Genomic DNA, 26,428 nt, shown 5'->3' with positions numbered 1-26,428 from the left:
CCTGCGGGGTTTGCACGAGACGCTCAGGTCGGCGAACTGGGACCGCCTGTCGGCTCCGCTGATCGCGCCATGGTCCGACAACCGGTGCACCTTCGTCGGCATCCCGGTCTCGGCGGGCTCACGCCTCGGGCCCCGTCAACACTTCACGACCGCGGCCGGCGCCACCGGTGCCTTCTCGGTGCGCACCGTGGGTCTCGACTTCCAGCTCGTGCCCGGGGAGCGCCTGCGCCGACAGCGGCTCCCCCTGGCGGTGTACTCCGTGGGCGATGCTCTCGGGACCGACGGCAGCATCGAGCACGACGTGCTGCTCGCCGAGGAATGGTCGCGGCCCGAGCACTCGACGAGCGATGACCTTATGACCGTTCTCGCCTCCTCCGGATGGCAGGTCGCGCACGAGACCACCGACCTGACGTCGGTGTTGCGGCGGGTCCGGACATGCGCAGTGAGGATTGCCCGATGATCCCCGACGTGAGCCGGAAGATCCCCGCCTACCGGCGACGACTGATCGCGGCCGGTTATCTCAGCCGCCATCACATCGGCGCCGGCTACACCAATCTCACCGGCGACGGTCTCGACCTGGCCGAGCGCCTGATGGCGACCTTCCATGACCTCGTCGCCGCGCACTGGTCCGTGGACTGGGTGGCGCACGACGCGGTGATGAGCGACCGGACGAGACTCGACACCGCCCGTGCAATGTCCGAGAACTTCGACTGTTACCTGCTGGAGGACGGCCGACCCGTACTCTTCGATCTCAACCTCGCGCACCTGCGCTGGCTTCGGGCGGCAGCGCTGGATCGGACCGCCCGTGCCGTCGTGTCCGCGAGTGGGATCTACCGACCGGTCGCGCGCACCGAGCCCCTGATCCGCGACGAGTACATCGCGCCGTTCATGGCAATGCACGTCGTCGTGCCTCGCGGCCAGTTGGCCGAGGGCTGGGCGGCCGTCGAGGACATCCTGGCGGGCATCGCTGCCGCGGTCGGCGCTCCCCTGCTGCTCGTCGAGCAGCCTCCGCCGCCTCACTACGCCGATCGGTGCCTCGCGGCCCTCATGCCCGATCCGCGGGACTCGCTCGAGCCGTGGTCGCTGGCCTACGAGCTCGGGCCGGAGTTCCTCGCTCACCTCGACGCCCCGGACACCGCAGTCCTCGAGATTGGGATTTCGGGACGTCTGCTGGCCTTCCTGGCCCAGCTTCAGACCGGACTCGCCGCGGCCTTCGGAAGTACGGTCGCGCCCCTTCACGTCCATGTTCGTGGCGAAGACCCCCGCGCGGAGAGCACGGACACCGGGCTGCGCTGCCGGGTGGAACGCAGGCCGGTCCCCGCCGGCGCGTTGGCACCGGTGCTCTGGGTGCCGGGGCAGGCCAGGGCGGCGCTTCTCGTGGAGGACTACTCCCGCTGGTACCCGGTCGACGACCCTCACCAGGACCTGCCTGAGCTGCTCGGCCGAGCCGACAGGTTGCTCGCCGACGGCGCGACGCGACGGCTGACCGACATCATCCACGGCGCGCACGCCGTACATGGTCGCCCGACTCGCGGGTCGCTGCGGGTCCTGCGCGCCCCCGCCCCGGATCTCGTCGGCCAGCACCTCGTACGACGGTCCTACCAACCTGCGTGACTCGCCGTGGCCTCGGGACCATCCATGCTCGACAGTCGGCGTCCTGGTCCGCGCAACGCATCGGGCCGGCAGATCAGCCAACGTCGACGACTCGGGCTGAGGTACTAGGCTAGTCTCTCCAGATGGATACGTCGCGACTGCGTCTTCCCGAGCAGCGCCGAGCAGTCCCGGAGCAATTGAATGACAGCCCCCGGAGCAGGTGCGGCTAGGCCTCCGGGCACCGGGGCTTGCTCTTCTCCTTTTCCGAGCGCAGCCCGCACGCGTTTCCGCGTCCACGCGAGTCGGGGCCAGGCCCGACCGGACCAGATGGAGATACAGGACGATGAGCGACATGACTTCGAACAGTCATGAGCACCCGGAGAACGACGGTACGCCGCCGTTCCGCTATTCGGCCGCATTGGCCGGCCGTATCGAGCTGGAATGGCAGCAGCGCTGGGAGAAGGAAGGCACCTTTTACGCCGCCAACCCCACCGGGAACCTGGCAGGTCTTGCCGGTCCCAAGCGCAGCTTCGTCATGGACATGTTCCCGTACCCGTCCGGTTCGGGGCTGCATGTCGGGCACCCTCTCGGGTTCATCGCGACCGACATCTACGCGCGCTTCATGCGGATGAACGGCCACAACGTCCTGTACACCATGGGGTACGACGCCTTCGGGCTGCCCGCCGAACAGCATGCCATTCAGACGGGCACCCATCCGCGGGTGACGACCGAAGCCAATATCGAGCGCTACCGCGACCAGCTTCGTTCGCTGGGCATGTCCTACGACTACCGACGCTCGATCACGACGATCGAACCGGATTACTACCGCTGGACGCAGTGGCTCTTCCTGCAGATCTTCAATTCGTGGTACGACCCTGAGCTCGATCGGGCGAGGCCCATCGACACCCTGGTGGAGCAGTTCGAGCGCGGTGAGCGCGCGGTGCCGGGCGGTCAGGCGTGGGCGGAGTTGTCCCCGCTCGACAAGGATGAGGTGCTCAGCGAGTACCGGCTCGCCTACTCCAAGGAAGCGCCCGTCAACTGGTGTCCGGGGCTGGGCACCGTGCTGTCGAACGAGGAGGTCACCGCCGACGGGCGTTCCGAGCGTGGCAACTTCCCGGTCTTCCGCACCCGGCTGCGTCAGTGGATGATGCGCATCACCGCGTACGGTAATCGCCTCCTGGACGACCTGGAGGGGCTGGACTGGCCCGAAGCGATCAAGCTGCAGCAGCGCAACTGGATCGGTCGTTCCGAGGGCGCACGCGTCGAGTTCGCCGTCGACGGCGTCGAGCGATCGATCGACGTCTTCACCACCCGTCCCGACACCCTGTTCGGCGCCACGTATCTGGTGCTGGCGCCCGAGCACGACATGGTGGACGAACTGGTGACCGCGACGTGGCCGGAACAGTCGTCGCTTCCGGAAACCTGGACCGGCGGGTACGCCACACCCGCCGAGGCTGTCGCTGCGTACCGGAGGCAGGCCGCCAGCAGGTCGGAACTGGAGCGGATGGCTGAGGATCGCGCCAAGACCGGCGTGTTCGTCGGCAAATATGCTCGTAACCCGGTAAACGGGGAACTGCTGCCCATCTTCGTGGCCGACTACGTACTCATGGGGTACGGCACCGGCGCCATCATGGCCGTGCCGGCCCATGACCAGCGTGACTTCGAGTTCGCCCGCGCCTTCACACTGCCGATCCGCTGCGTGGTGGAGCCCAAGGACGGACGCGGCACGGACCCGGCCGAGTGGCCCGATGCCATGGTCTCCCATGACGCACGACTCGTGAACTCCGCCAACACGTCGGTGTCCCTGGACGGGCTCACCGTCGCCGAGGCCAAGAAGCGCATCACGGCCTGGCTGACGGAGCATGGTCCGGGCGAAGGCATGGTCAACTTCCGGTTGCGGGACTGGCTGTTCAGCCGGCAGCGGTACTGGGGGGAGCCTTTCCCGATCGTCTACGACGAGGACGGCGTCGCCCATGCGCTGCCGGAATCGATGCTGCCCGTCCGGCTGCCGGAGATCGACGACTACGCTCCGCGCACCTATGACCCCCAGGACCTGAGCAGCACCCCGGAGACGCCACTGTCCCGGTCCGTCGGGTGGGTCGAGGTCGAGCTTGATCTGGGCCGAGGGGACGGGCCGCGACGCTATCGGCGTGAGACCAACACCATGCCGAACTGGGCGGGCTCGAGCTGGTACCAGTTCCGTTACATCGATCCGGACAACCAGCAGGCGATGGTCGACCCCGCGAACGACCGCTACTGGATGGAGCCGACGGAGCACAAGCCGCACGGCGGAGTTGATCTGTACGTGGGCGGATCAGAGCAGGCCGTCCTGCATCTGCTGTACGCGCGCTTCTGGCAGAAGATCCTCTTCGACCTCGGGCACGTCTCGTCCGACGAGCCGTTCCACCGGCTCTACAACCAGGGCATGGTCACCGCCCACGTCTACCGGGACAGCCGGGGCTTTCCGGTGCCGGCCGCGGAGGTAGAGGAGCGCGACGGCGGCTGGTACTGGAAGGGCGAACGGGTCAGCCGAGAAGCTGGCAAGATGGGCAAGTCGCTGCGGAACGCGGTCTCGCCGGATGAGATCCGCGAGGAGTACGGCGCCGACACGCTGCGGCTGTACGAGATGGCGACCGGCCCCCTGGACGCGTCCCGCCCCTGGGACTCCCGAGCCATCGTCGGCTCCCACCGGTTCCTCCAGCGGCTGTGGCGCACCATCGTCGACGAGCACACCGGCGATCTCGTGGTCACCGACGAGGAGCCCGATACCGAGACCCTGCGGGCCCTGCACCGGGCCATCAACGGGATCGCGGCCGACCTGTCCGGGCTGCGCTTCAACACCGCGGTCGCCAAGGCCATCGAACTGGTCAACTTCCTGGTCAAGCGGGGCAGCACGCCGCGCACGGTGGCCGAGCAGGCGGTGCTGCTCGTGGCTCCGCTGGCCCCGCACATCGCGGAGGAGCTGTGGCAGCGGCTGGGATACCCCACGTCGTTGGCTCGTCAGCCGTTCCCCGTGGCCGACCCGGCATACCTGCGCCAGCCCACGGTCACCTGTGTGGTGCAGATCCGGGGCAAGGTCAAGGCCCGGCTCGAGGTGGCTCCCGAGATCGGCGAGGACGAGCTGCGCAGTCTCGCCCTCGCCGAGGCGGCGGTGGTCTCCTCGCTCGGGGACGCCGAGGTGCGCAAGGTCGTTGTGCGCGCACCGAAGCTGGTGAACATCGTCATCTGACGTGGTGGGTGGCCGGGCAGCACTCCGGCCACCTACGTCCGGCAAGGAGCGCGACCCGAGCGGTGACCACAGCTACTCCTTGCCCTTCGGGCAATTACACCCGGCACCTGCACCTGTCGACGATCATCGTCTCCACCGGCCGCGGACGATAGGCTGCGGTCGGCGTCCGACTGACCTAAGGGGAACGGGTGATAGGCGGAACAGTTCACGTGGTGGTCGCGGTCTGCGGGCATCGGGCGTGAACAACGGGCTGCGTCCCGGTGACCCGGCCCGCCTCGGCGGATACGACGTGTTGGACCGGCTCGGCGACGGTGGCATGGGAACTGTCTTCCTGGCCCGCTCGCCGCAGGGACGGCGGGTGGCGGTCAAGGTCGTCCGTCCGGAACTCTCGCACGACGAGGAGTTCCGGGGCCGATTCCGTAGCGAGGTGAACCGCGCGCGCCAGGTCCCACCGTTCTGCACCGCCGAGGTTCTGGACGCCGACCCGGACCACGACCCGCCGTATTTGGTGGTGGAGTACGTCGAGGGCCCCAGCCTGGCCCAGGTGCTCCGGGAGCGGGGGCCGCTGGGGGCGGCGCAGCTACACAGCATCGCGGTCGGGGTGGCTACCGCGCTCACCGCCATCCACCGCGCCGGGGTCATCCACCGGGACCTGAAGCCGGCGAACGTCCTGGTGGCGCCGGGCGGGATCAAGGTCATCGACTTCGGTATCGCCCGAGCGTTCGAAGCGACGAGCCAGCACACCCGGACCGACCAGATGGTTGGAACCGTCTCGTACATGGCTCCCGAGCGGTTGGACACCGCGTCCGGTTATCCGGTGGGCCCGGCTGCGGACATCTTCGCCTGGGGTGCCCTGGTCGCCCATGCCGCGACCGGCCGCAACCCGTTCGGAGGCGACTCCGCTACCGCCACCGCGATGCGGATCCTGACTCAACCGCCGGATCTGACCGGGCTCGATGGGCCGTTGCGGGAGTTGGTCTCCCGGGCGTTGGAGAAGAATCCCGCTGCTCGTCCCAGCGCCCGCGACCTGCTCGATGGGTTGTTGACGGCAGGGTACGCGGGAGGTGCTGGAGAGTCGGCCCAGCTTCCGGGCGCGGGTGGTGCTGACCAGGACGGGCGGTCGATGCCACCCGGTCTCGTCGCTGCCGGTCGCCCGGGCTGGGGCCGGCGTCGCTGGCTCACGGCGGGCGGAGCAGCCGCGGCGGTGATCGCGGTGTTGGTGTCCGCCACACTGTTCGGCCCGCGACTGCTCAACAGCGGGTCCGGACCGGATCACGTTGGCTCGACGCCGACCGGCAGCCCGCTAGCGAGCGCACCGGCGACCTCCGTGTCGGCGGCCACATCGGGTACGCCCACCGCGTCACCGTCGAGGAGCACGGACCCGACCCGGGCGATACTGACCGGTCAGCGGCGGATCCTGCTGCACCTGGTGGAGATCGACCGTGACCTCAAGCTGCCGTTCCACGGCGAGCTGGAGGCCGGCGACGGCACCGGCAAGGACGCGCTCTTCGTGCTCGAGCCGGTCGGCGTCGACTTCATGATCAAATCGTTGAATCCGGACGTCGACCACCGACCGTGCCTCGGAGTCAAGATCGATTCAGAGCAGTACGCGTCGTTGGTGGGAGCCGAGTGTTACGCCTCCGCCGCAACCGTGTTCGCGCTGTCCCGGGAGGGCAAGGACGACAAGGGACGCACCTCCTACTCGATCATCAGCGACGAGTACGGGGTGGTGCAGTGGAGCCCGACGAAGAAAGCGATCTACGTCGAGCATCTCGGTGACGCCCCGATCGACACGACGTTCAGCCTGGTCGACCGGGGCGCGGTCTGACCGACGGGGACAGCTCAGCGGCGCGGCAGGGTTGCCAGGGCCAGGTTCGGGTCGACGCCCGTGGTGTACGCGGCGCTGAGCACGTAGAGAGTGCGACCGCGCAGGGCCACCGAGGTCGGGTTCTGCAGCCCGTCGCCGGCCGTCAGCAACGTTCGCGCCCGACCGGCCGCGTCGATGCTCACCACCGTGTTCGGTCCGTTCAGCGTGGCGATGACCCGTTGGTCACCGACACCGACGAACGCGAAGTCGTCGATACCGACCAGCCCGGTCGCGACCACCTGGACAGGTCCGGGCCGACCGTGCCGCGACGGGATGCGCAGCAGCGTGCCCTGGTCGAGGTTGGTCGCCCACACCGCGTCAGCGCGTACCTTGATGCCGTTGGCACCCAGGAACCCTGCCGCAGCCAGCTCGGGTGCCGACGACCACACCTCGACACGGCCGCCTCCCAGCGCGACCGTCGAGATCGTCCCGAGCACCGAGTCGGTGAGGTAGAACCTCTTCGCCACCGCGTCGAACGCCAGACCGTTGGGAAGCCCGCCGGCCGGCAGGGCGGCGATGCGCTGCGGGACGCTTCCGGGACGTAGTCGGTACAGGCCGGTGGAGGCGGCATCGCCGCTCGCGTACAGGAAATAGAGGGTGCCGTCCGCCATCCGGACGATGCCCGTCGTGAGCGCGAATTTGAGCACGGGTGTGTTGACGCCGCCGTCGGCCGGGGCGGGCAGAGTCGCCAGGATTCGCGTCCCGCCGGACGGGGTGACCGCGGCGACCTGTCGAGCGGCCGCGAAGGTGACGTAAGCCGTGCCGTCCGGGCCGACCGCGATGTTCTCCGGCATCTGCCCCTTGGCCAGGTCGAAGTGGACCGCGATCCGCGAGGACGCCGGCGGGGCGGATGGTCGGGCCAGCCCCGCGGGCGGGGCCGGCGCGGTCGCAGCCTTCGTCGCGCTCGGCGGGAAGACGGTCACGACGCCGGTCACGGCCGCCGCGAGAGCGACTGCGATGGTCATCATTCTTGGGCGCATTTCTCTCCCCTACTCATGCTGTTCGTGATTGGCCTGGTGCGGGCACGACGCGTCCGGCGCTCCTGTCGGAGCACCTCTTGTCGGCCGGTGGGGTGGTGTTAGTCGCGCAGGGCAGCCGGCTGGACAGCGCCGGCACGGGTGGTGACGGCACCGTGGACGAGCAACGTCATCGCGGCGTGGGACGCGGAGCCGGGCTCGGTGGTGGCGACCACGACGCTCTGGCCGTCCTCGGTACGAAGGGTCTGCTGCGTCACGTCCATCGCGCCAACCAGCGGGTGACGCATCTGGTAGACGGTGTCGCCGCCGGCTTTCACCCGGTGGTCGGCCCACCTGGCGGCGAACTCCGGACTCCGTACCGTCAACTCGCCGACCAGCGCGGCCATCAGCGGATCGTCCGGGTTCTGCCCGGAGGCCATCCGGAGCGTCGCCACCACCGCGCGGGCCTTGGTGGGCCAGTCCGCATACAGGTCGCGGGTGTGCGCGTCCAGGAACACCAGCCGCGCCATGTTCACGTACCGGCCCGGCCGCTCGGGGATCTCCGGAGGCAGATGGCCGGCGAAGAGGGCATGGCCTGCGGTGTTCCAGGCCAGCACGTCGGCCCGGCGGCCGAGCACCACCACCGGTACGTCCCCGAGCACCGCGACGAGCTGGCGGACCGCTGGGCTCACCCGCTCCGGAGTCGGGCGACGCGCGGCGGGCCGACGGCGGGTGCCCGCCGCGAGCTCGCCGAGGTGGCGGCGTTCCGCGTCGTCGAGCCGCAACGCCCGGGCGAGCGCGTCGAGCACTTCAGGAGAGGCGTTCACCGCCTGACCCTGCTCCAACCGGGAGTAGTACGAAACGCTCACTCCGGCCAACAGGGCCAGTTCCTCCCGGCGCAGTCCTCGAACGCGCCGCCGCTCACCGTAGGTCGGCACGCCAGTGTCCTCCGGGCGCAGCTGAGAGCGCCGGGCCTGGAGGAAGTCGCCGAGCTGTCCTCTCGCGTTCATGACTCGAAGTATCGCCAGCCCTGCCTGTGCCAACCACTCCCTGCCAGGGCTAGGCACCGCAGGGCGAGGCCGACCAGGAAACCGTGCGGCTGCGGCGCACGGCCCGTCAAGGTCGCCCGATGTCTACGAGGGCGAGGATCGGGCTGCCCGGCGGCGTTCGGTGAGCCGTCGCGCCTTCACCACGTTGCCGCAGTCAGCCATCCGGCACCAGCGACGGGAACCGTTGCGGCTCTGATCGAGGAACAGCCAGCCACAGCCACCGTCGCGCACCGGGCAGCGGCGCACCCGGGTCGGATCGGCGGTCAGCATGATGTCGAAGGCGGCCTCGGCGGTCCGGTCGGGCACCAACATGGCTGGCACCGTGCCGTAGGCCAGCCGCACCCGCGACGAGCCGAGCACCAATCTCGCGCGAGCGGCCGCGCCCGACCAACGCTCGTGCAGTCCGACCAGCGCGGCACCGGCCGCGACGGTGTCACCGTCCGGGTCGGTGATGACCGCGAGCAGCACGAGGTGGAGCCCCGCACGGATGTCCCGCACGGCGGTGAGCCCCGCGTGCGCCGCCGCCGGCTCGTCGTGCCACGCCCGGTCGACCTGGTCGGCCTCCGCGTCGCTGATCACTCCCACCCGGACCGACCAGCTCAGCAGGGCGGAGCTGTCGGACAGGAAGTCGTGGGGCGGCGAGTTGCCGCCTCGTTCGAGGGTGTTGACCAGGTCGAGCGCCGGGTGCCCGCCAACCAACGGCAGCTCGGACACATCGAGGGGCATATCGACGAGGCTACCACCTATACCGCTGAAGGCGGTTGCCCTGCGCGCGGCCCTGGCCCGGCACTCCGCGACAACAAAGAGCATCTATGGCTTCACGCTACCGTCTAATCATGGTTAGGTGGAATCACATAACGACCTGTGAGGATTGGGAGGTAGCCGATGGCGCACCCTCGACGCGCGGTCCATGCCCTCGTCGCCTTGTCCGCCGCCACGTTCTGTTACGTCACCACCGAGGTGCTGCCGATCGGTCTGCTCACGCTGATCGCGCCAGACCTGGGACGCTCCAGGTCCGAGGCCGGCCTGCTGGTGACCGGGTACGCCGTCGTGGTCATGATCGTGGCCCTGCCGCTGACCCGAGTCACCCGGCGAGTGCCACGGCGTCCACTACTCGCCGGCACCCTGGGTGTCTTCGCCGCCGCGACGACGGTGTCGGCCTTCGCCGACTCCTACCAGGTGCTGCTCGCCGCACGACTGGTGTCCGCCACCACCAACGGCGTCTTCTGGGCAGTGGTGTTTCCCGTAGCGATCTCGATGTTTCCGGCGAACGTTCGAGGCCGCATCGTGGCTCGACTCTCGATCGGCAACGCGCTCGGACCGGTCCTCGGCGTACCGCTGGGCACCTGGTTGGGCGGGGAGTTCGGGTGGCGGGCCGCCTTCGCCGCGATGGCCGTCCTCGGCTTCGCCATCTGCCTTGCGATCGCCCTGCTCCTGCCGAGTGTCACACCGCGCCAGAGTGCGGGAGACATCGGGCCGATGCCGGACCGACAGCGCTTCGTCGTGCTCCTCGTCGCCACCACTCTCGCGGTCACCGGCGCCATGGGCGCGTTCACGTACATGACCGTCTTCCTCCTCGACGTGAGCGGGTTCGCCGCGGCGTCTCTCGGCTTGTTGCTCTTCGTCCAGGGCTCGTTCGGCGTCGTCGGCACCTGGGCGGTCGGTCGGGTCCTGGACCGGTTTCCGCTCGGTGTCGTGCTGGGCCTGCTCGGGCTCCTAACGGCCGCGATGCTCGGCCTCTACGGGATCGGCGCGAGCAAGGTGGCGGCGATACCGTTGCTCGCCGTGGCGGGGATGTCGTTCAGTTCACTGATCGCGGGGATCCAGCACCGCATCATGCAGGTCGCCCCCTCGACCACCGACATGGCGTCGGCCAGCCTCAGCGTCGCGTTCAACGTCGGCCTCGCGGCCGGCTCGCTCATCGGGGCGGGCCTGCTCGCGACGGCCGGGGTACGCGTCGTCCCGTTGTTCGGTGGACTGCTGACGGCCGTCGCGTTGGCGTTGCTCGCCGGCCACGAGATGTCCCGTGGGCGAAGACGAGCGAACGGAACGGCCCGTCGTGATCCCGACCCGCAACCGATCGGACAATCCGCAGTTCACGCTTGAGTCTCCGCGCACAGGCCGCCGTACGGTGGCGATCGCTGACTCGTCACCTTGCCGCTGGCCGGTCCGGCCCGTACCCCCCGATGGTGCTGGCCCGGCGCGGAGGCGGTCCTCCGCGCCGGGCCATGACTTCGGTCGGGGTCAGGCGGCCGCGCAGCTGGCCGTCGCCCCCGGGCCGGTGCCGGTGCCCTGGAAGCCGAAGTTGGTCGACTGCCCGGCGCCCACGCGTCCGTTGTAGCCCACGTTGGTGTACCGGACGGTTCCGCTCGTGCCGCTGGCCTGCGCGTTCCAGACCCCGGTGACCGCGGCGCCGCTGGGCAGCGTGATGGTCACGGTCCAGCCGTTGATGTCCGCGGACCCGGCCGTGACCGTCACGCTCGCGGTGAAGCCACCGGACCACTGGTTGAGCGCCACCGACGCGGAGCAGCCGTTACCGGTCGGCGGAGGCGTGGTGGGCGGGGGCGTGGTGGGCGGCGGGGTCGTCGGCGGAGGCGTGGTCGGGGGCGGCGTGGTCGGCGGGGCGGACGTCGGCGGCGGAGTCGTCGGCGGGGCCGTCGTGGGCGGGTTGGGCACGCCGTTGGCCAGGCTGTAGGCCAGGTCGGGCTGGAACGAACCGGCGGTGTAGCGGCAGCCGTCCGCCTCGCCCGGAGGCTTCACCCAGAGGTACGCGTCGATGTTGCTGTCGCCGGTGTTCGTCGTCGGGTACATCCCGATACGGCGGTCGGTGTTGTCGTCGCCGCACCAGTCTCCGCTGGCGCCGCCGTTGCGGCTGGTGTCGATCACCTGGCGCTTGCCCGAGAGGCCCATGCCGTTGAGGGAGGAGATGACCGCCCGACCGAAGTTGGCCTCGCTGGAGGTCGAGTTGTAGTTCGACACGTTGCTGAAGAAACCGTCGGCGTACTGCACGCCGGCTGCCCGGAGCCGGTTGGCGGTCTCACCCGCGCTGTTCCAGGTGGAGTGGCCGGCGTCGAGGTAGACCTTGGCGTTGGGGTTGGCCGACTTGATGGTGCGGGTGGCCGTCGAGATCGCCTGGTTACGGGCGTTGATCTCGTTGCTGTTCAGGCAGGTCAGCAGGGCGAGCGAGTCGGTCTCCAGGATGATGATGACCGTCTGGTTGCCCAGTCCCCGGGAGAAGTTGGACACCCAGCTCTGGTACTGGTTGAGGTCCGGCGCACCACCGGCGCTGGCACCGCCGCAATCCCGGTTGGTGATCTGGTACACCGCGATCACCGGGATCTGCTGCGCGGCATTGGCGGCGCCCACGTACGCGGCGGCCTCGGACTGCGCCGTCGAGATGTTGAAGTTGGCGAACCAGCGGGCCTGCGGCTGGCTCGCGATCTTGTCGCGGATGACGCCGGCGCGCGAGTCGCCGGGGTTTGCGGCGACCCAGCGTACGACCGCCGAACTCGGGTCGCGATAGAGCGGGCCGGAGATCGTGCCGGCGGACGCGCTGCTGACGGCGAGGCACACGCCGGCCGCGGCAGCGCCCGCGACCGCGGCCACGCTGAGGGCCGTGGATCTGCGTCGCCGGAGGGAGAGGATAGCCACGTCGTGTTTCCTCCTGATCACATTGATGTATCTAAGTTCATGGGAGCGTTCCCATGAAGGTAGCGGAGGCGCGCGCCGCTGCCAAGGTGCGCGAAACTTCCGGTGTACGGCCGCCGCCGGGCGTTCCTGGCCCGGACCCGGATGCCGCCGCACGCCTCTCGGCGCAGCAGGACGGTGACGGTGACCCCGGCGGCGACCAGCCTCGGGTGGCGGCAGAGGAGGAAGACATGGCGACGTTCGTGCTCGTGCCGGGCGGCTGGAAGGGTGGCTGGGCGTTCGAGGCGGTGGTTCCGCTCCTGGAGGGCGCCGGCCACCGGGTGCACGCCCTGACGCTGTCGGGCCTGCGGCCAGACGACGACATCGCGACGGTGGCGACCGCCAACCTCGACACACACGCCGACGACGTACTACGGCACCTCGATCGACACCAGGTCACCAACGCGACGCTGGTCGGCCACAGCTACGCCGGAATGGTGATCGCCGCCGCCGCCGACCGCGCCGAGGGCCGCGTCTCACGGCTGGTGCATCTCGACGCCTACGTACCGCGCGATGGCGAGTCGTGCTGGTCGGCGACCAGTGACCACTTCCGGGACGTGTTCGCCGCTGGCGCGGCCGCCACCGGATACGCCGTCCGACCGCCGGACGGCGGTGACCCCCGCCGTCGGCCGCACCCCCTCGCCTCGCTCCTGCAGACGATCCGACTCACCGGCGCCGTCAGCCAGGTCCCGCGCCGCGAGTTCGTCTACTGCTCCGGCTGGGACCGCACGCCCTTCGCCGAACTCCGCGCACGGCTGGACGCCCAACCCGACTGGCAGGTCCACGACCTCCCCACCGGCCACGACGCGATGCGCGAAGCGCCGGAGGCCGTCGCCGCCCTGTTGCTCGACGAGTGACCCACGGACCACGTCGCCAGGGGTCACCGCCGGGGCGCAGTGGAGCCGCGGTTACGGGCGGAGCGCTGTCGCGGCGGGCGTCCAGCTCGACTCGTTGCGGACGTCGGCCACCGTGATCCCCTTGGCGATCTTCTTCAGCTCGGCCTGGGACAGCTGGTCACCGAGACCCGCGGAGCTGACCTGGAGGACGACCCTGCCGTCGGCGCTCCAGATGTTGCAGAAGCCGCCGTCGGCGTTCCGGCCACTCTCTTCGGATGCGTCGTAGCACCTGGTGGCACCGGGCTCGGGCGACTGGTTCGAGCTGGTGTTCGGGGTGACGAAGATGTTGAACCCGTTCTCGATGCCGTCCTCGGCCGAGTCGTAGGGCGCGGTCAGACCCGAGGTGGGCGCGGCGGGCTTGGTGTACGTCGCGCCCCCGTAGTCACCGGCGCGGGCCGCCGCGATGCCGCTGAGGCCGGGCATCGCGTGCGTGCCGATCTGCAGCGGCTGGTAGCCGGCCGGGACGTAGCCCATCGTGAACGGCACCAGGGCCGGCGTCGGCCGGCTGGGCTTCAGGCCCTCGACCAGGCCGCTCAGGTCCTCGAAGGTCGGCGTGGCCTCGTCCGAGGAGACCGACGTGACAGCGGCCCAGGCGTTGTCGGTGTACTCCCAGGCGAACAGCTTGTTGCGGGTGTCCGGCTCATTGCGCGGGTCGAGACCGACCGGCAGGGTCGCCCGCACGGCCTTGCGCCCCGCCACGGTGACGCTCTTACCACCCTTGATGCCGGTGGCGTCGAAGGCGCCCGGTCGGTAGACGGTCAGGTAGGCCCACAGGTTCGGCTTGTCGTCGGCGGCCCCCTTCTTGCTCTCCATCTCGGTGCCGACGCCCGGGGCATCAGCCTCCCCCTCGCTCACCGGCCTGTCGTTCGAGTCGTGACGGTCGGAGTAGACGGAGGCGATCTGGTAAGCGGTGGACGCGACGATCGGGTCCTGCACGTGCAGCGTGCCGGCGTCGTACCCGGTGAAGGTGAAGGTGAACGGCTCGGCGTCGGACCACGCGGCCTGGCCGGGCTTGGACGTCGTTGCGCCGGCCGGGGCCGGAGCCGGAGTGGTGTTCTGTTCGGCGCCCAGGGCGGGCAGGACGAGCACGCCGGCGACCGCGACCGCGACCAGGCCCGCCGCACCGGCCGACGTGAACCCGACGCGGCGACGCCGCTCGGCACGCCGCCCCAACGCGATGATGTCGTCGACGGTACGGGCCATCGGCGGTTCGTCACCCGTCACCGTGTCCACCAGGTCACGCAACTGCATTGGTCCACTCCTCCATCGGCTTCCCGCTGAGATTGACGCGTTCGGCGGCGAGTGACTCGCGCAGTTTCGCCAGGCCCCGCGAGGCCTGGCTCTTGGCCGCGCCGACCGTGCAGTTGAGGACGCCGGCCGTGTCCTCCAGGCTCAGACCCAGGTAGTGCCGAAGCACGACCGCGGCCCGCTGCCGGGCCGGCACCGCGTCGAGCGCCACCCGCAGGCGCATCCGCTCGTCGGTCGCGACGGCCGGATCCCGCACCACCACGTCCGGCAGGGCATCACCGGTCGGTCGCTCGCGCCGCCACGGCCGACGGGTCTCGTCGATCGCGGCCCGGTAGACCATGGTCTTGACGTACAGATCGGGTCGGTCCAACTTGCGCCACCGCGGGTAGAGCTTGATCAGCGCGTTGGCGACGGCGTCCTCTGCCGTGTGCCAGTCGCCGCAGGTCACGTACGCCAGCTTGCGCAATGACGCCACCTCTGACGTCACAAACTCGCGGAATGCCTGCTCGTCTTCGGCTTTCACGTCGACTGCCTCCTCGTGACTGAGGTAGAACGGAACCGCCGTACCGGGAAGTTGCATCGGCCGGACAAGTAGTTGTGTGACTACTCAGCGATGAACACGTCCGACTGCCCCGACTCGGGCATGACGAGGCGGTGCGCTGGGCCGGAACGGCACCGGCGAGGGCCGAGGCAGCGCACCCGGCCCGACGAGCGGGTGCTTATGCTCGACGGGTGGACGAGAGCGGGCAGGCGGTGCTGACCGGGGTGTTGCAGGCGGCCGAGGACGCCGCTCCGGTGGAGGCGGTCGAGGCGGTCACGGGCACCATCGCCGCCGCGCTGCACGCGTCCAGTGTCTCGCTGCTGATCGCCGACCTCAGCGGCCGCGCGCTGGTCCGGCTGACCCACCAACCGACCCCCGGGGGTCCGGGCCGTCGCCACGACGAGGAGGCCGCCGAGGTCCTGCCGTTCGACGGCGGCCCCCGCGAGCAGGTCCTTCGTCAGCAGGGCACCCAGGTGCTCATGGGCGACGGCCGGTGGACCGTGCTGGCGCCGGTCACCGAACGCGGCGAGGCCATCGGTCTGCTGGAGATCGACCTTCCGCAGGAGCCGGACGAGTCGATCATCGCGCAGATCGCCCGGACCGCGCACGCGCTGGCGTTCGTGGTCATCGCCAACCGCCGGCACACCGACCTGTTCGAGTGGGGTCAGCGCAGCAGCCCGTTCACCCTCTCCGCGGAGATCCAGCGCCGGCTGCTGCCCGCCGCGTTCACCTGCGAGGCCGGCGCCTTCGCGCTGTCCGGATGGCTGGAACCGGCGGCCAGTGTCGGCGGGGACACCTTCGACTACAGCCTCGCCCGGGACCTGCTGCACGTCAGCGTCACCGACGCGATGGGGCACGGCGTGGCCAGCGCGCTGACCGCCACCCTCGGGGTGGGCAGCCTGCGGAACACCCGCCGTCGCGGCGACAGCCTCGTCGCGCAGGCCGACCAGGCCAGCCGGGCCGTCGCCGAGCACGCCAACGTGCCCGGCGCGTACGTGACCGCCGTGCTGGGCCGGATGGACCTGCGTACCGGTCGCTGCGAACTGCTCAACGCCGGGCACGTCCCGCCGCTGCTGGTCCGGGGCGACCGGGTCGTACCGGTGGAGCTGCCCAGCAACTTCCCGCTGGGCATGTTTCCCGAGGAGCGCTACCGCAGCGGGGACATCTCCCTGCTTCCCGGCGACCGGCTGGTGATCGTCACCGACGGGATGCGCGAACGCAATGCCGCCGACCTGGACCTGGCCGCGGCGCTGCTCGAGATCGCCCACCTGCACCCGCGCGAGGCGGTCCGGGCGCTCTCGGACAAGGTGCTGGCGACGGCCGGCCCGGTGCTGGCCGACGACGCGACCCTGCTCATCATCGACTGGTACGACAGCCACGGGCCACGCCGTACCGCCGCCGGCGCTGACATCGCCCGCGCCAGCACCCGCTGAACCACGCTCAGGACGCCGCCGGGGACGCCGCCTCGGCGTCCTGCACGGTGTCGAAGGATTCGATGACCCGATCCACCGATGTGATCGACAGCACCTTGCGTACCGAAGGCTGGACTCCAGCCAGGCAGAGCCAGCCGTCCCGCGCCCGCATCGCCTTGTAGGCGATCACGAGCGCGCCCAGGCCGCTGGAGTCCATGAACCCGACGGCAGCGAGGTCGACCACCACCACCCGGGTTCCGCTCTCGACCGCCTCCAGCAGCCCGTCACGCAGACGCGGTGTGGTGCTCATGTCCAGATCGCCGGCGACCTCCACCACCGTGCCGACGCGCCCTCGCCGGGTTGCCAACGCGAAATCCACCACTCCCCCTCACGTGCGCTGCGCCGATCCGCTGTGCGGTGCCTGCTCGCCCCCTACCGTGCCAGATGCCGAGACCGAACGCCTTCCGAAGGTTCCCGATCCGTCGTGGCGGCACGGGTATCGGGGCACCCGGCCGTGGGTATGACAGGGTGATCCGGGCTGGCGACGCACGGGTCTGGAAGGGGGCTGAGCGATGCGGGTGGACATGACTGCGTCGCTCCCGCGCCAGCCGTCGGCGGTGGCCCGAGCCCGGCACATACTCGCCACCCTGCTGAGCCTGACCGACATCGGCGACGACGTTCGCGCCAACCTGGCGGTCCTGATCAGCGAGGCGTGCTCCAACGCGGTGATCCACGCCGATCCCAGCGGCGCTGTCGACCTCACGATCAGCATCGACGACGACGTCTGTGTCCTCGAGGTCGGCAACCGGGGCAGCACCCCGGACGCCGCCAAGCTCGACGCCGACCTTCCCGCGCCGCTGACCATCGGCGGCCGTGGACTACCGCTGATCGCCGCGCTCTCGGACGTGGCCGCGTTCGTCGACGGGCCACCGGACCAGGTGCTGCTGCGCATCACCAAGAACCTCAGCGGGGTACGAGCAGCGCCGTAGCGCCGACCCTCGCGTCGGGTCGCAACCCACTCGACACAGCATTGACATATTTCACTGCCAGATCTAGCGTCGGGGCCGAATCGATTCGGCCGTGGACCGGGTGCTCCGATCGACGGCCGGGCGTGGCGTTCGGGCGTACGACGTGGCCGCCGACGATTCGACGACCCTCTGGTCCCGCTTGGGCGGCGGAACCAGCGGTGCAGACCCATGGCGACGAGCCGGTCGGTCCGTGGGCACACCGCGTCGGGGTTTCGTCCGCGCCGAGCGGCGTCGGCAGCGGTGAGCGGTGGCGTGTCGTGGTCGCCGTGGATCCCCTCACCTATCACTTCGTGCCGATTGGCGGGAGCCCATCATGACAGGACGTAGACCCATCCTCGGTTCTCTTGCGACGGCGGCGCTCGTCGTCGCGACCGTGGGTGCGGCGATAGTGACCGGTGGCGTGAGCACCACCGCGTCGGCCGCGAACGTCGCAGCGGCCGCAGCAACCGCCGGGTGCGGCAAGGCGCCCACGCTGACCAGCGGTCAACGGTCCATCCAGAGCAGCGGTCAGAACCGTAGTTTCATCCTGCGGATCCCTGACAACTACGACCGGAACCACCCGTACCGGCTGATCTTCGGATTCCACTGGAACGGCGGCACCATGAACGACGTCGACGGCGGCGGGTCCGACGGTGCGGCCTGGTCCTACTACGGCCTGCGCCAGCAGGCCAACAACAGCACCATCTTCGTCGCCCCCCAGGGCAACGGAAACGGCTGGGCCAACCCCGGCGGCCAGGACGTCACCTTCGTCGACAACATGATCAGCCTGATCGAGGCCGACCTCTGCGTCGACACGTCGCAACTCTTCGCGCTCGGCTTCAGCTACGGCGGCGGCATGAGCTACTCGCTGGCCTGCTCCCGCGCCAACGTCTTCCGCGCCGTCGCCGTCTACTCCGGCGGCCAGCTCAGCGGTTGCGGCGGCGGCACCCAGCCGATCGCGTACATGGGCATCCACGGCATCGGGGACCCGGTGCTCAACATCTCCGCCGGGCGGTCCCTGCGGGACACGTTCGTGCGGAACAACGGATGCACGGCACAGAGCCCTCCCGAGCCGAGAGCGGGCAGCCTGACCCACATCACCACCACGTACTCCGGCTGCCGGTCCGGCTATCCGGTGGTCTGGGCCGCCTTCGACGGCGGGCACACCCCCGGCCCGGTGGACGGCGGCGGGGACAGCGGCGCGCGGACCTGGACCAAGGGCGAGGTGTGGCGGTTCTTCACGCAGTTCAGCAGCACCGACCCGACGCCGAGCCCGACCGTGTCGCCCACCGGCAACCCGACCACCCCGCCACCGAGCAGCACGTCGGCGGTGCGCAACACCGCCTCCGGCCGCTGCCTGGACGTCAACGGCGCCTCGCAGACGAACGGCTCGGCGGCGATCATCTGGGACTGCCACGGCCAGAGCAACCAGAGCTGGACCTCGACGGCGTCGCAGGAACTGCGGGTGTTCGGCGGCAAGTGTCTCGACGTCAACGGCGCCGCCACGGCGAACGGCAGCTCGGTGATCATCTGGGACTGCAATGGCCAGTCCAACCAGCAGTGGCGGTTCAACTCCGACGGCTCGATCACCGGGGTCGGGTCCGGTCGGTGCCTCGCCCTGGTCAACAACGGGACTGCCAACGGCACCCGCGCCGAGATCCGGGACTGCAGCGGCGCCGCCAACCAGCGGTGGACCCGAAGCTGAGCCCGGCGGTCGCCTCCAGCGCGCAACGGTAGGGATCGCGCTCGGCGGCGGAACCGTCAGGTTCCGCCGCCGAGCCACTCGGCCGTACTCCGACAGGCCACATTCATCAAATCTTTTTAGGTCGCTGTGCGAAGTCCGTCGATGCAAATGGCGGTAATTGAGCGCAGTAGTGGCATTGACCGGCGATCCATGCGGTGCTTAACATACGACGTCTGCTCATCAACGATCTTCGATCATCGGCCCCAGCGCCTTGCGACAGCTCGACAACCTGCCGTACGGCTTCGGGTGTCGGGACGGTCCGGGAGGCGAATCAGATGTTCGGTAGAGAGAGTCGGCGGCGCGGTGCCGGCGAGGCGGCACGACGCCGGTCATGGCGACACACGCGACGTCCACGTCGGTTAACGGCCGCCCTGGTGGGGGCGCTCGTCGGGGCGGCAGCCGTACTGACCGTCGTCGCCTCCCCCGCTCAGGCGGCGACCGCCATCACGATCAACGGCGGGTCCGGTGGACGGGCGCTCGACGGGATCGGCGCGGTCAGTGGCGGCGGTGGCAACAGCAGACTTCTGATCGACTACCCGGAACCGCAGCGCAGTGACATCCTGGACTACCTGTTCAAGCCGGGCCGTGGCGCTGCGATGCAGCTGCTGAAGACGGAGATCGGCGGCGACACGAACTCGACCTCCGGCGCGGAGCCCAGCCACGAGCACACCCGGGGCAGCATCAACTGCAACCGGGGCTACGAGTGGTGGCTGATGGAGCAGGCGCGGACGCGCAACCCCAACATCGCCCTGGCGGGCCTGGCGTGGGGAGCACCGGGCTGGATCGGCAACGGCAACTTCTGGTCCAACGACTCGATCGAGTACCTGGTCGCCTGGCTGGACTGCGCGGGCACCCACGGGCTGACCATCAACTACCTCGGCGGGTGGAACGAGAAGGGCTACAACGCCACCTGGTACAAGAACCTGCGGTCCACCCTGAACTCCCGCGGCTACAGCAACGTCAAGATCGTTGCCTCGGACGACTTCGGCTGGGGCGCCGCCGACGAGTCGCTGCGCGATCCGGCGTTCGCCAACGCCGTACAGGTCTTCGGCAGCCACTACGTCTGCGGCTACCGCAGCGCCCAGAGCAGCTGCCCCAGCTCCAACAACGCGATATCCACCGGCAAGGCGCTCTGGGCCAGCGAGAACGGCTCCGACGACTACAACGCCGGCGCGCAGGCGCTCGCCCGGGGCATCAACCGTGGCTACATCGACGGCAAGATGACCGGCTACATCAACTGGCCCGCCATCGCCGCCATCACCCCCAACATCCCGTGGGCGACCACGGGCGTGGCGGTGGCCCAGCAGCCCTGGTCCGGCGCCTACTCGATCGGCAAGAGCACCTGGGTGATGGCACAGACGACGCAGTTCACCGCCCCGGGCTGGCGCTACCTCGACTCTTCGAGCGGCTACCTCGGCGGCAACCGCAACAACGGCAGCTACGTGTCGCTGAAGTCCACCAACAACAGCGACTACAGCACCATCATCGAGACGATGGACGCCGGATCGGCGCAGACCCTCGACTTCACCGTCACCGGCGGACTGTCCACCGGCACCGTCCACGTCTGGGCCACGAACGTCAGGTCGAACAACAGCGCCGACCACTTCGTGCGGGGCAGCGACCTCACGCCGAGCGGCGGGCGTTTCTCGCTCACCGTCCAGCCCGGCTACGTCTACAGCATCACCACCACCAGCGGGCAGGGCAAGAGCACGGCGACCAGCCCCGCGCAGGGCACCCTGAAGCTGCCGTACAGCGACACGTTCGACAGCTACGACGTCGGGCGTGAGGCCAAGTACCTGATGGACCAGCAGGGTTCGTTCGAGATCGCGGCCTGCGGGGGCGGCCACTCGGGCCGGTGCGTCCGGCAGATGTCGGAGCAGACGCCGATCTTCTGGACGTCGGGCCAGGCCGAGCCGTACACGCTGTTGGGTGACCTGAGCTGGCGTAACTACACGCTCTCCTCCGACGTCATGCTGGAGAAGTCCGGCTACGCGCAGCTCATCGGGCGGGCGAACACGTACAACCACCAGGGGCCGCAGAACCTGAACGGCTACTACTTCCGGGTGACCGACGGTGGCGCGTGGTCGATCCGGAGCAACAACACCAGCGGCAACTGGCGCACGCTGGCCAGCGGGAACACCTCGGCGCTGGGCACCGGGCGCTGGCACACCCTGGCGTTGACGCTCAACGGGAGCACCCTCACGGCGAGCATCGACGGCACCACCGTCGGCACGGCCTCCGACTCGACCTGGGTCGCCGGCCAGATCGGTTACGGCACGGGTCAGGGAGTCAGCGCCCAGTTCGACAACCTCTCCGTCACGCCGGTCGGCAACTCCGGTGAACCGGGTGCGACCGGCACGATCCGGGGCGCGGGCTCCAACCGGTGCCTGGACGTCAACGGCCAGAGCCAGGCCGACGGCGCGGTCGTGCAGATCTGGGACTGCAACAGCGGCGCGAACCAGCAGTGGACGCTCACCAGCAGCAACCAGCTCACCGTCTACGGCAACAAGTGCCTCGACGTGGCCAGCAGCTCGACGGGGAGCCGCGCGCGGATCATGACCTGCAACGGCGGCGGCGGCCAGCAGTGGCGCGTCAACGGCGACGGCACGATCACCGGCGTCGCCTCGGGGCTCTGCCTGGACGTCAACGGCGCGGGCACGGCCAACGGCACCGCCGTGCAGATCTGGACGTGCACCGGCGGCAGCAACCAGCAGTGGATCCGCGGCTGAGCGGGTAGCGGGTCCACGCCAGACCCGTACCCCCGATCGATGGCTCCCGGCCGCTCACCCGAGCGGCCGGGAGTCGCCGTTCGGGCGGACGGCGCGGGCTCCACGTCGGAGAGTGAGGGCGTATCGTGTGCTGGCTGCGCCGCCTCGGGCCGACCCCGGGTGCGGCCGGCGGTGGTCACCCGGGGGAGGTCTGATGGCGCAGTTCCCGAACGCGGACTTCGGCGCGGCGACCGAAGACTTCGTCGCTTCCTGGGCGGCGGGCATCTCCGAGCGGGCCGCCCGTGCGCACGAGTTGTCGGAGCGCGTGGCGGCGATGTCGGCGACCGCCGAGGGCGCGGACGGCGCGGTCCAGGTCACCGTCGCGGCGTCCGGCGCCATGACCGACCTGCGGCTCGACGACCGGGTGCTGCGCTGGCGGGCGGACGAGATCGCCGCCGAGGTGCTGGCCGTGATGCGCCGGGCGCAGGGCCGGTTGACGCCGCAGGTGGCCGAGGCGGCCGCCGAGACCGTCGGCGCCGACTCCGAGACCGCCCGCGCCGTCGTGGGCAGCTACGAGTCGCGCTTCCCGGAGGTGCCCGAGGAGGACGAGCAGGGGTACGGCCCGTGGGGTGACCGTGGGCGCTGAGGCAGCCGGCTTCGAGGTCACCACGGCGGCGGTGAGCACACACGCCCGTTCCGTCGACCGGATCTCCACGGGAATCGGCATCGCACACGACGCGGCCGCGTACGTGCGGATGGGTGCCGACGCGTACGGGCACCTGCCCGTCTGTCAGGCGCTCCCCTTCCTGCTGGACTTCCTCCAGGGCCCGGCCGCCGAGGCGCTCGCGGCGGCGCAGGAGGCGTTGCACAGCGCGGCCGGGGCGCTCGACGAGACGGTGGACGCCTACCACGACACCGACGCGACGATCTCCGCCTCCCTCGGGCGGATGCACCGGTGAGCACCGACGTCGCGAACCCGCTGATCGCTGCCCGGCAGGACACCACCACCTCGTACAGCGGCCTCGGTCTCGTCGAGAGCCTGGTCGACCTGCGTAACGGCATCGAGAGCGGCTCCTGGGTCGACCTGACCATCGGCGGCTTCGGTACGTCGATGGAGGTGCTGGCGACCTGCGTCGACCCAATCGGTTCGATCGTCTCGTGGGGGGTGGCCTGGCTCATCGAGCACGTCAAGCCACTCTCCGACGCCCTCGACTGGCTGGCCGGCGACCCGGACCAGATCACCGCGTACGCGCAGACGTGGCACAACGTCTCCCGGCAGGTCAGCGACCAGGCCACCGCCCTGTCCGAGGCGGTCCGGACCGAGATCGCCACCTGGACGGGCCCCGCGTCCGAGGCGTACCGCCGCTACAGCGACCAGCACCTGCGTCATCTCGCCGGCCTGGCGGACGCCACCGATCTGATCGGCACCGTCGTCGAGGGCGCGGGCCTGCTGGTGGCGCTGGTCCGGGAACTGGTCCGGGACCTCATCGCCGACTTCGTCTCGGTCCTCGCCGTCCGGCTGTGGGTGTGGCTCGCCGAGGCCGGCCTGACCCTGGGCGCGGCCACTCCCCTGGTCGCCGCGCAGGTCTCCTCGCTCGTCGCCAAGTGGGCCGCCAAGGTTTCCGGGCTCCTCACGGCGCTGGCCCGCAGCGTCAGCCGCCTGCGGCCAATCCTCTCCAAGCTCGGCGAACTGCTCGACGCCCTGCGCACGGCGTTGCGGGGCCTGCGGCGTACCCCGGGCGGGTCGCGCTCCACCGACATGCCGGCCCCCGGTCCGGGCGCGCGCGGCTACACCGACCCGGCGGGCGGCGGCCAGCCGCCGCCGTGGGCCCGGCAGGACGACTGGCCACCCGACGTCGACCGCGGACCGGGCGGCGGCGGGCCAAGCGGCGGCGGACCGGGCGGTGGCGGGCCGGGCGGTGGCGGGCCGGGCGGTGGCGGTGGCACGTCGCACGACGGTGGCACGTCGCACGACGGTGGCACGTCGCACGGTGGTGAAGAGCCGACGGACCCCGACGGGAATGCCGCGCCGGACTCCGGCTCCAACGCCGATCCGCTGACGCCTGATCACGCGAGCGAGGCCGAGTTGCGGCTGCTCGGCAGAGAGGTACACAGCATGACCGAACTCGACCCCGGCGGACACGTCAACGACGCGTACGAGGTCACGTTCACCGACGGTACGCACGGCGTCTACAAGCCGAACGTGCCGGAGAACGAGTTCGTCCAGGTTCGTTCGTCCATCCCGGAGAACGAGTTGGCCCCGCGTGAGGTCGCCGCCTCGCGCCTGGACGAGGATCTGGGCTTCGGCCTGGTGCCGACGACGGCGCGCTGGGACGGACCGCACGGGGCCGGGTCGATGCAGGAGTTCGTGGAGAACACGACCCCGGGCCGCCCGACCAACGCCTATTCGGCCGTCGAGGGCGAGCGGATGGCGGTCCTCGACTACATCAGCGGCAACACCGACCGGCACATGCTCAACTACCTGACCGGGCCCGACGGCCGGCTGGTCGCCATCGACCACGGTTACTCGTTCCCCGAGTCGAACGCCGAACCGTTGCGCTCGGACTTCGTGACGCAGCAGATGAACCGGCCGCTGAGCCCGGAGACGATGGCCCGGCTCCAGGACACCGACCCGGCGGCGCTGGCCGAGCGGCTGCGCGGCACCGGCCTGAGTGAGCAGGCGCTGTCCGGTGCGATGGACCGCTTCAACGAGATCCGTGCCCGGGGCACGATCACGGGCGAGGCGTGGAACGCCTTCCGCCCGCCGAGCCCGTGGTGAGTGAGCCGCAGTGAACCAGGAGGCAGGAATGACCGAGCAGGCGGCGACCAGGGTGGCGCTGTACACGTTCGCCAAGCACACGAAACATCGGGTGGCCGAGTTCAATTGGCAGCCCGGCCAACCGGTGTCGCTGACCATTCTCGATCCGGAGTGGGGTGCAGTCGCACAGGACTTCTACGACAACGGCGTGCCGGCCGGCGCGCACCGGGTGTCGCCGGAGGCCGGCCCGGAGTTCATGCGCGCGCTGCTGCAACGATTCCGCGCGAGCTACTACAAGTTCGTGGACGAGAGCGACTGATCCGCGCCCTGCCCGGCGGCTTCGCGGCCCTCTTCGTATCCTGGCCGGGGTGAGCGGACCGCGATCCAGCGGTGCAGCGACGGAAGCCGTACCGGAGAGAGGCGACCACAGCATGACGGCGGTACCGAACCAGCGGGCGACCGCCGTACGGTCTTCGGACGCCGGACAGGCGGCGCAGGAGGATCTGCGGGCGCTGTTCGGGCAGTCCATCGCGGTGTTCGCGTCCCTCGGGGGGCCCACGCACGTGGTGGAGGCGGCGAACCCGGCGTTCTTCGCCGCCATCGGTTCCGAACGCGCCCGCACCGGGATCACGGTCGCCGAGCTGCTGCCCGAGTTGGCCGGTCAGGGCTTCCTCGACCTGCTGGACGAGGTCTACCGCACGGGCGAGCCGTACACCGGTCGGGACGCCCGGATCATGCTCGGCGTCGGCCCGCACGCGCGGGAGGCGTTCTTCGACTTCACCTACGAGCCGCGCCGCGACGCCGACGGCACGGTGACCGGGATCCGGGTGATCGGCGTGGAGATCACCCAGGTCAAGCACGCCCAGCGGTTGATGGTCGAGCACCGCGCCCTGCTGGAGCAGATCGCCCGTCAGGCGCCGCTGACCGAGGTGCTGGACGGGATGGCCCGCTGCATCGAGGATCTGACGCCCGAGCAGGTGCTCGTCTCCGTGCTGCTCGCCGACGAGGACGGCCGGCACCTGCGCCACGGGGCCGCGCCGAGCCTGCCCGAGTTCTACAACCAGGCCATCGACGGGATCGCCACCGGCGAGGGTGTCGGCTCGTGCGGCACCGCCGCCTACCGGCGGGAGCCGGTCATCGTCACCGACATCGCCACCGACCCCTTCTGGGCGGACTTCCGGGAGCTGGCGGAGCGGGCCGGTCTCGCCGCCTGCTGGTCGATGCCGATCCTGGCCCGCGACGGCGGCCTGTTGGGCACCTTCGCCATGTACCACCGCACGCCGCGCGTCCCGCAGGACACCGACCTGGCCCTGGCCCGGGTCTTCGCCGACACCGCGGCCCTGGCCATCGAGCGTCACCACGTCGAGCAGGCGAAGACGGCCGCCGAGGCCCGCGCCAGGGCGGCCCACGAGGAGCTGGCGAAGGCGGTGCGCGCGGAGCGGCAGTTGCGCGCCGAGGCGGAGCAGCGTGCGGCCGCCGCCGCGGAGCTCACCGAGCGGATGCGTAACGCCGCGGCCGCCCAGGCCGCCCGACCGCATCCGGAGCACTGCCAGCTCGGCGGGGTCCAGGGCTGCTCCGCACCCGCCAGGATCAAGATCGCCGATTCGTGGGGCGACTCGGCCTGGGGCTGCGACACGCACGTGGAGGAGGCCATCCTCAACGTGCGGTCGGTGTTCATCGCCAACGAGGAACTCGGCGGCCTCGCCGCGTACGTCAACCGCTGACCGCCCCGG

General features: G+C 70.3%; 22 protein-coding genes. 15 read left to right on the top strand and 7 right to left on the bottom strand.

Features of this window, described 5'->3' with window-relative positions; translation table 11 throughout:
* Nucleotides 1-10: 10 nt before the first annotated feature.
* The 4 genes from AB0J36_RS02565 to AB0J36_RS02550 all read left to right on the top strand — a co-directional run bounded on the left by AB0J36_RS02565 (nt 11) and on the right by AB0J36_RS02550 (nt 6,650).
* Nucleotides 11-460, top strand: coding sequence for a hypothetical protein (locus AB0J36_RS02565; protein WP_357124266.1), 450 nt, complete (start codon nt 11-13; stop codon nt 458-460).
* Nucleotides 457-1,614, top strand: a complete 1,158-nt coding sequence (locus AB0J36_RS02560) for a hypothetical protein (RefSeq protein ID WP_363660053.1) — start codon at nt 457-459, stop codon at nt 1,612-1,614. The genes AB0J36_RS02565 and AB0J36_RS02560 overlap by 4 nt, the downstream gene beginning before the upstream one ends.
* 331 nt (nt 1,615-1,945) lie before the next feature.
* Nucleotides 1,946-4,822 (top strand): leucine--tRNA ligase, encoded by a 2,877-nt coding sequence (gene leuS / locus AB0J36_RS02555; protein WP_357394190.1) that lies wholly within the window; start codon nt 1,946-1,948, stop codon nt 4,820-4,822.
* Nucleotides 4,823-5,060: 238 nt separating this feature from the next.
* A complete protein-coding gene (locus tag AB0J36_RS02550) occupies nt 5,061-6,650 on the top strand; it encodes a serine/threonine-protein kinase (protein ID WP_363660052.1) in 1,590 nt (529 codons plus the stop codon).
* A 14-nt stretch (nt 6,651-6,664) separates the two neighbouring features.
* On the opposite strand, the gene AB0J36_RS02545 is transcribed toward AB0J36_RS02550, so the two are convergent.
* From AB0J36_RS02545 to AB0J36_RS02535, 3 genes are all read right to left on the bottom strand, one after another.
* Entirely contained in the window at nt 6,665-7,657 is a 993-nt protein-coding gene (locus tag AB0J36_RS02545; protein ID WP_363660051.1) for a hypothetical protein, read from the bottom strand.
* Nucleotides 7,658-7,767: 110 nt separating this feature from the next.
* Nucleotides 7,768-8,655, bottom strand: a complete 888-nt coding sequence (locus tag AB0J36_RS02540) for a helix-turn-helix transcriptional regulator (RefSeq protein ID WP_357124254.1) — start codon at nt 8,653-8,655, stop codon at nt 7,768-7,770.
* Between the two features lie 123 nt (nt 8,656-8,778).
* Nucleotides 8,779-9,420 (bottom strand): CGNR zinc finger domain-containing protein, encoded by a 642-nt coding sequence (locus tag AB0J36_RS02535; RefSeq protein WP_357171928.1) that lies wholly within the window; start codon nt 9,418-9,420, stop codon nt 8,779-8,781.
* Nucleotides 9,421-9,579: 159 nt separating this feature from the next.
* Here AB0J36_RS02535 and AB0J36_RS02530 point away from each other — a divergent pair, with 159 nt between their 5' ends.
* Nucleotides 9,580-10,800 (top strand): MFS transporter, encoded by a 1,221-nt coding sequence (locus AB0J36_RS02530; RefSeq protein WP_357171929.1) that lies wholly within the window; start codon nt 9,580-9,582, stop codon nt 10,798-10,800.
* Nucleotides 10,801-10,938: 138 nt separating this feature from the next.
* On the opposite strand, the gene AB0J36_RS02525 is transcribed toward AB0J36_RS02530, so the two are convergent.
* Complete coding sequence (locus AB0J36_RS02525) at nt 10,939-12,345, bottom strand: glycoside hydrolase family 6 protein (protein ID WP_357124245.1); 1,407 nt, start codon at nt 12,343-12,345, stop codon at nt 10,939-10,941.
* Nucleotides 12,346-12,398: 53 nt separating this feature from the next.
* Here AB0J36_RS02525 and AB0J36_RS02520 point away from each other — a divergent pair, with 53 nt between their 5' ends.
* A complete protein-coding gene (locus tag AB0J36_RS02520) occupies nt 12,399-13,238 on the top strand; it encodes an alpha/beta hydrolase family protein (RefSeq protein ID WP_357171930.1) in 840 nt (279 codons plus the stop codon).
* A gap of 51 nt (nt 13,239-13,289) precedes the next feature.
* On the opposite strand, the gene AB0J36_RS02515 is transcribed toward AB0J36_RS02520, so the two are convergent.
* A complete protein-coding gene (locus tag AB0J36_RS02515) occupies nt 13,290-14,528 on the bottom strand; it encodes a hypothetical protein (RefSeq protein WP_357171931.1) in 1,239 nt (412 codons plus the stop codon).
* Nucleotides 14,515-15,048, bottom strand: a complete 534-nt coding sequence (locus AB0J36_RS02510; RefSeq protein ID WP_363660050.1) for a SigE family RNA polymerase sigma factor — start codon at nt 15,046-15,048, stop codon at nt 14,515-14,517. Before AB0J36_RS02510 ends, AB0J36_RS02515 begins: the two co-directional genes overlap by 14 nt.
* Nucleotides 15,049-15,257: 209 nt before the next feature.
* On the opposite strand from AB0J36_RS02510, the gene AB0J36_RS02505 reads away from it, so the two are divergent.
* Nucleotides 15,258-16,499 (top strand): PP2C family protein-serine/threonine phosphatase, encoded by a 1,242-nt coding sequence (locus tag AB0J36_RS02505; RefSeq protein WP_357124233.1) that lies wholly within the window; start codon nt 15,258-15,260, stop codon nt 16,497-16,499.
* A gap of 7 nt (nt 16,500-16,506) precedes the next feature.
* On the opposite strand, the gene AB0J36_RS02500 is transcribed toward AB0J36_RS02505, so the two are convergent.
* On the bottom strand, nt 16,507-16,857 hold the full coding sequence (locus tag AB0J36_RS02500) for an STAS domain-containing protein (RefSeq protein WP_357124229.1): 351 nt from the start codon (nt 16,855-16,857) through the stop codon (nt 16,507-16,509).
* A gap of 205 nt (nt 16,858-17,062) precedes the next feature.
* Here AB0J36_RS02500 and AB0J36_RS02495 point away from each other — a divergent pair, with 205 nt between their 5' ends.
* From AB0J36_RS02495 to AB0J36_RS02460, 8 genes are all read left to right on the top strand, one after another.
* Nucleotides 17,063-17,467 carry an ATP-binding protein gene (locus AB0J36_RS02495; protein WP_357124226.1) on the top strand — a complete coding sequence of 135 codons (405 nt, stop codon included), beginning with the start codon at nt 17,063-17,065 and terminating at the stop codon, nt 17,465-17,467.
* Between the two features lie 352 nt (nt 17,468-17,819).
* Entirely contained in the window at nt 17,820-19,190 is a 1,371-nt protein-coding gene (locus AB0J36_RS02490; protein ID WP_363660049.1) for a ricin-type beta-trefoil lectin domain protein, read from the top strand.
* 314 nt (nt 19,191-19,504) lie between these two features.
* A complete protein-coding gene (locus AB0J36_RS02485; protein WP_357124220.1) occupies nt 19,505-21,958 on the top strand; it encodes a ricin-type beta-trefoil lectin domain protein in 2,454 nt (817 codons plus the stop codon).
* 193 nt (nt 21,959-22,151) lie between these two features.
* Entirely contained in the window at nt 22,152-22,583 is a 432-nt protein-coding gene (locus AB0J36_RS02480) for a YbaB/EbfC family nucleoid-associated protein (protein WP_357124216.1), read from the top strand.
* On the top strand, nt 22,573-22,896 hold the full coding sequence (locus AB0J36_RS02475) for a hypothetical protein (RefSeq protein ID WP_357124213.1): 324 nt from the start codon (nt 22,573-22,575) through the stop codon (nt 22,894-22,896). Before AB0J36_RS02480 ends, AB0J36_RS02475 begins: the two co-directional genes overlap by 11 nt.
* Entirely contained in the window at nt 22,893-24,716 is a 1,824-nt protein-coding gene (locus AB0J36_RS02470; protein ID WP_363660048.1) for a hypothetical protein, read from the top strand. The genes AB0J36_RS02475 and AB0J36_RS02470 overlap by 4 nt, the downstream gene beginning before the upstream one ends.
* Before the next feature lie 28 nt (nt 24,717-24,744).
* Nucleotides 24,745-25,014, top strand: coding sequence for a hypothetical protein (locus tag AB0J36_RS02465; RefSeq protein ID WP_357124207.1), 270 nt, complete (start codon nt 24,745-24,747; stop codon nt 25,012-25,014).
* A gap of 112 nt (nt 25,015-25,126) precedes the next feature.
* Entirely contained in the window at nt 25,127-26,419 is a 1,293-nt protein-coding gene (locus AB0J36_RS02460; protein ID WP_357124204.1) for a GAF domain-containing protein, read from the top strand.
* Nucleotides 26,420-26,428 lie beyond the last annotated feature (9 nt).

Origin of the sequence: Micromonospora sp. NPDC049662 (genome assembly GCF_040675055.1) — a bacterium.
GTDB lineage: Bacteria > Actinomycetota > Actinomycetes > Mycobacteriales > Micromonosporaceae > Micromonospora.
This window is presented reverse-complemented; position numbering and strand designations above follow the sequence as displayed.

What these genes read in the sequence shown, in the direction of transcription:
- AB0J36_RS02560 (WP_363660053.1), top strand. Translation starts at nt 457, where the DNA reads ATGATCCCCGACGTGAGCCGGAAGATCCCCGCCTACCGGCGACGACTG.
- AB0J36_RS02485 (WP_357124220.1), top strand. Translation starts at nt 19,505, where the DNA reads ATGTTCGGTAGAGAGAGTCGGCGGCGCGGTGCCGGCGAGGCGGCACGA.
- AB0J36_RS02460 (WP_357124204.1), top strand. Translation starts at nt 25,127, where the DNA reads ATGACGGCGGTACCGAACCAGCGGGCGACCGCCGTACGGTCTTCGGAC.
- AB0J36_RS02530 (WP_357171929.1), top strand. Translation starts at nt 9,580, where the DNA reads ATGGCGCACCCTCGACGCGCGGTCCATGCCCTCGTCGCCTTGTCCGCC.
- AB0J36_RS02540 (WP_357124254.1), bottom strand. Translation starts at nt 8,655, where the DNA reads ATGAACGCGAGAGGACAGCTCGGCGACTTCCTCCAGGCCCGGCGCTCT.
- AB0J36_RS02480 (WP_357124216.1), top strand. Translation starts at nt 22,152, where the DNA reads ATGGCGCAGTTCCCGAACGCGGACTTCGGCGCGGCGACCGAAGACTTC.
- leuS (WP_357394190.1), top strand. Translation starts at nt 1,946, where the DNA reads ATGACTTCGAACAGTCATGAGCACCCGGAGAACGACGGTACGCCGCCG.
- AB0J36_RS02495 (WP_357124226.1), top strand. Translation starts at nt 17,063, where the DNA reads ATGACTGCGTCGCTCCCGCGCCAGCCGTCGGCGGTGGCCCGAGCCCGG.
- AB0J36_RS02515 (WP_357171931.1), bottom strand. Translation starts at nt 14,528, where the DNA reads ATGCAGTTGCGTGACCTGGTGGACACGGTGACGGGTGACGAACCGCCG.
- AB0J36_RS02520 (WP_357171930.1), top strand. Translation starts at nt 12,399, where the DNA reads ATGAAGGTAGCGGAGGCGCGCGCCGCTGCCAAGGTGCGCGAAACTTCC.
- AB0J36_RS02490 (WP_363660049.1), top strand. Translation starts at nt 17,820, where the DNA reads ATGACAGGACGTAGACCCATCCTCGGTTCTCTTGCGACGGCGGCGCTC.
- AB0J36_RS02545 (WP_363660051.1), bottom strand. Translation starts at nt 7,657, where the DNA reads ATGATGACCATCGCAGTCGCTCTCGCGGCGGCCGTGACCGGCGTCGTG.
- AB0J36_RS02465 (WP_357124207.1), top strand. Translation starts at nt 24,745, where the DNA reads ATGACCGAGCAGGCGGCGACCAGGGTGGCGCTGTACACGTTCGCCAAG.
- AB0J36_RS02535 (WP_357171928.1), bottom strand. Translation starts at nt 9,420, where the DNA reads ATGCCCCTCGATGTGTCCGAGCTGCCGTTGGTTGGCGGGCACCCGGCG.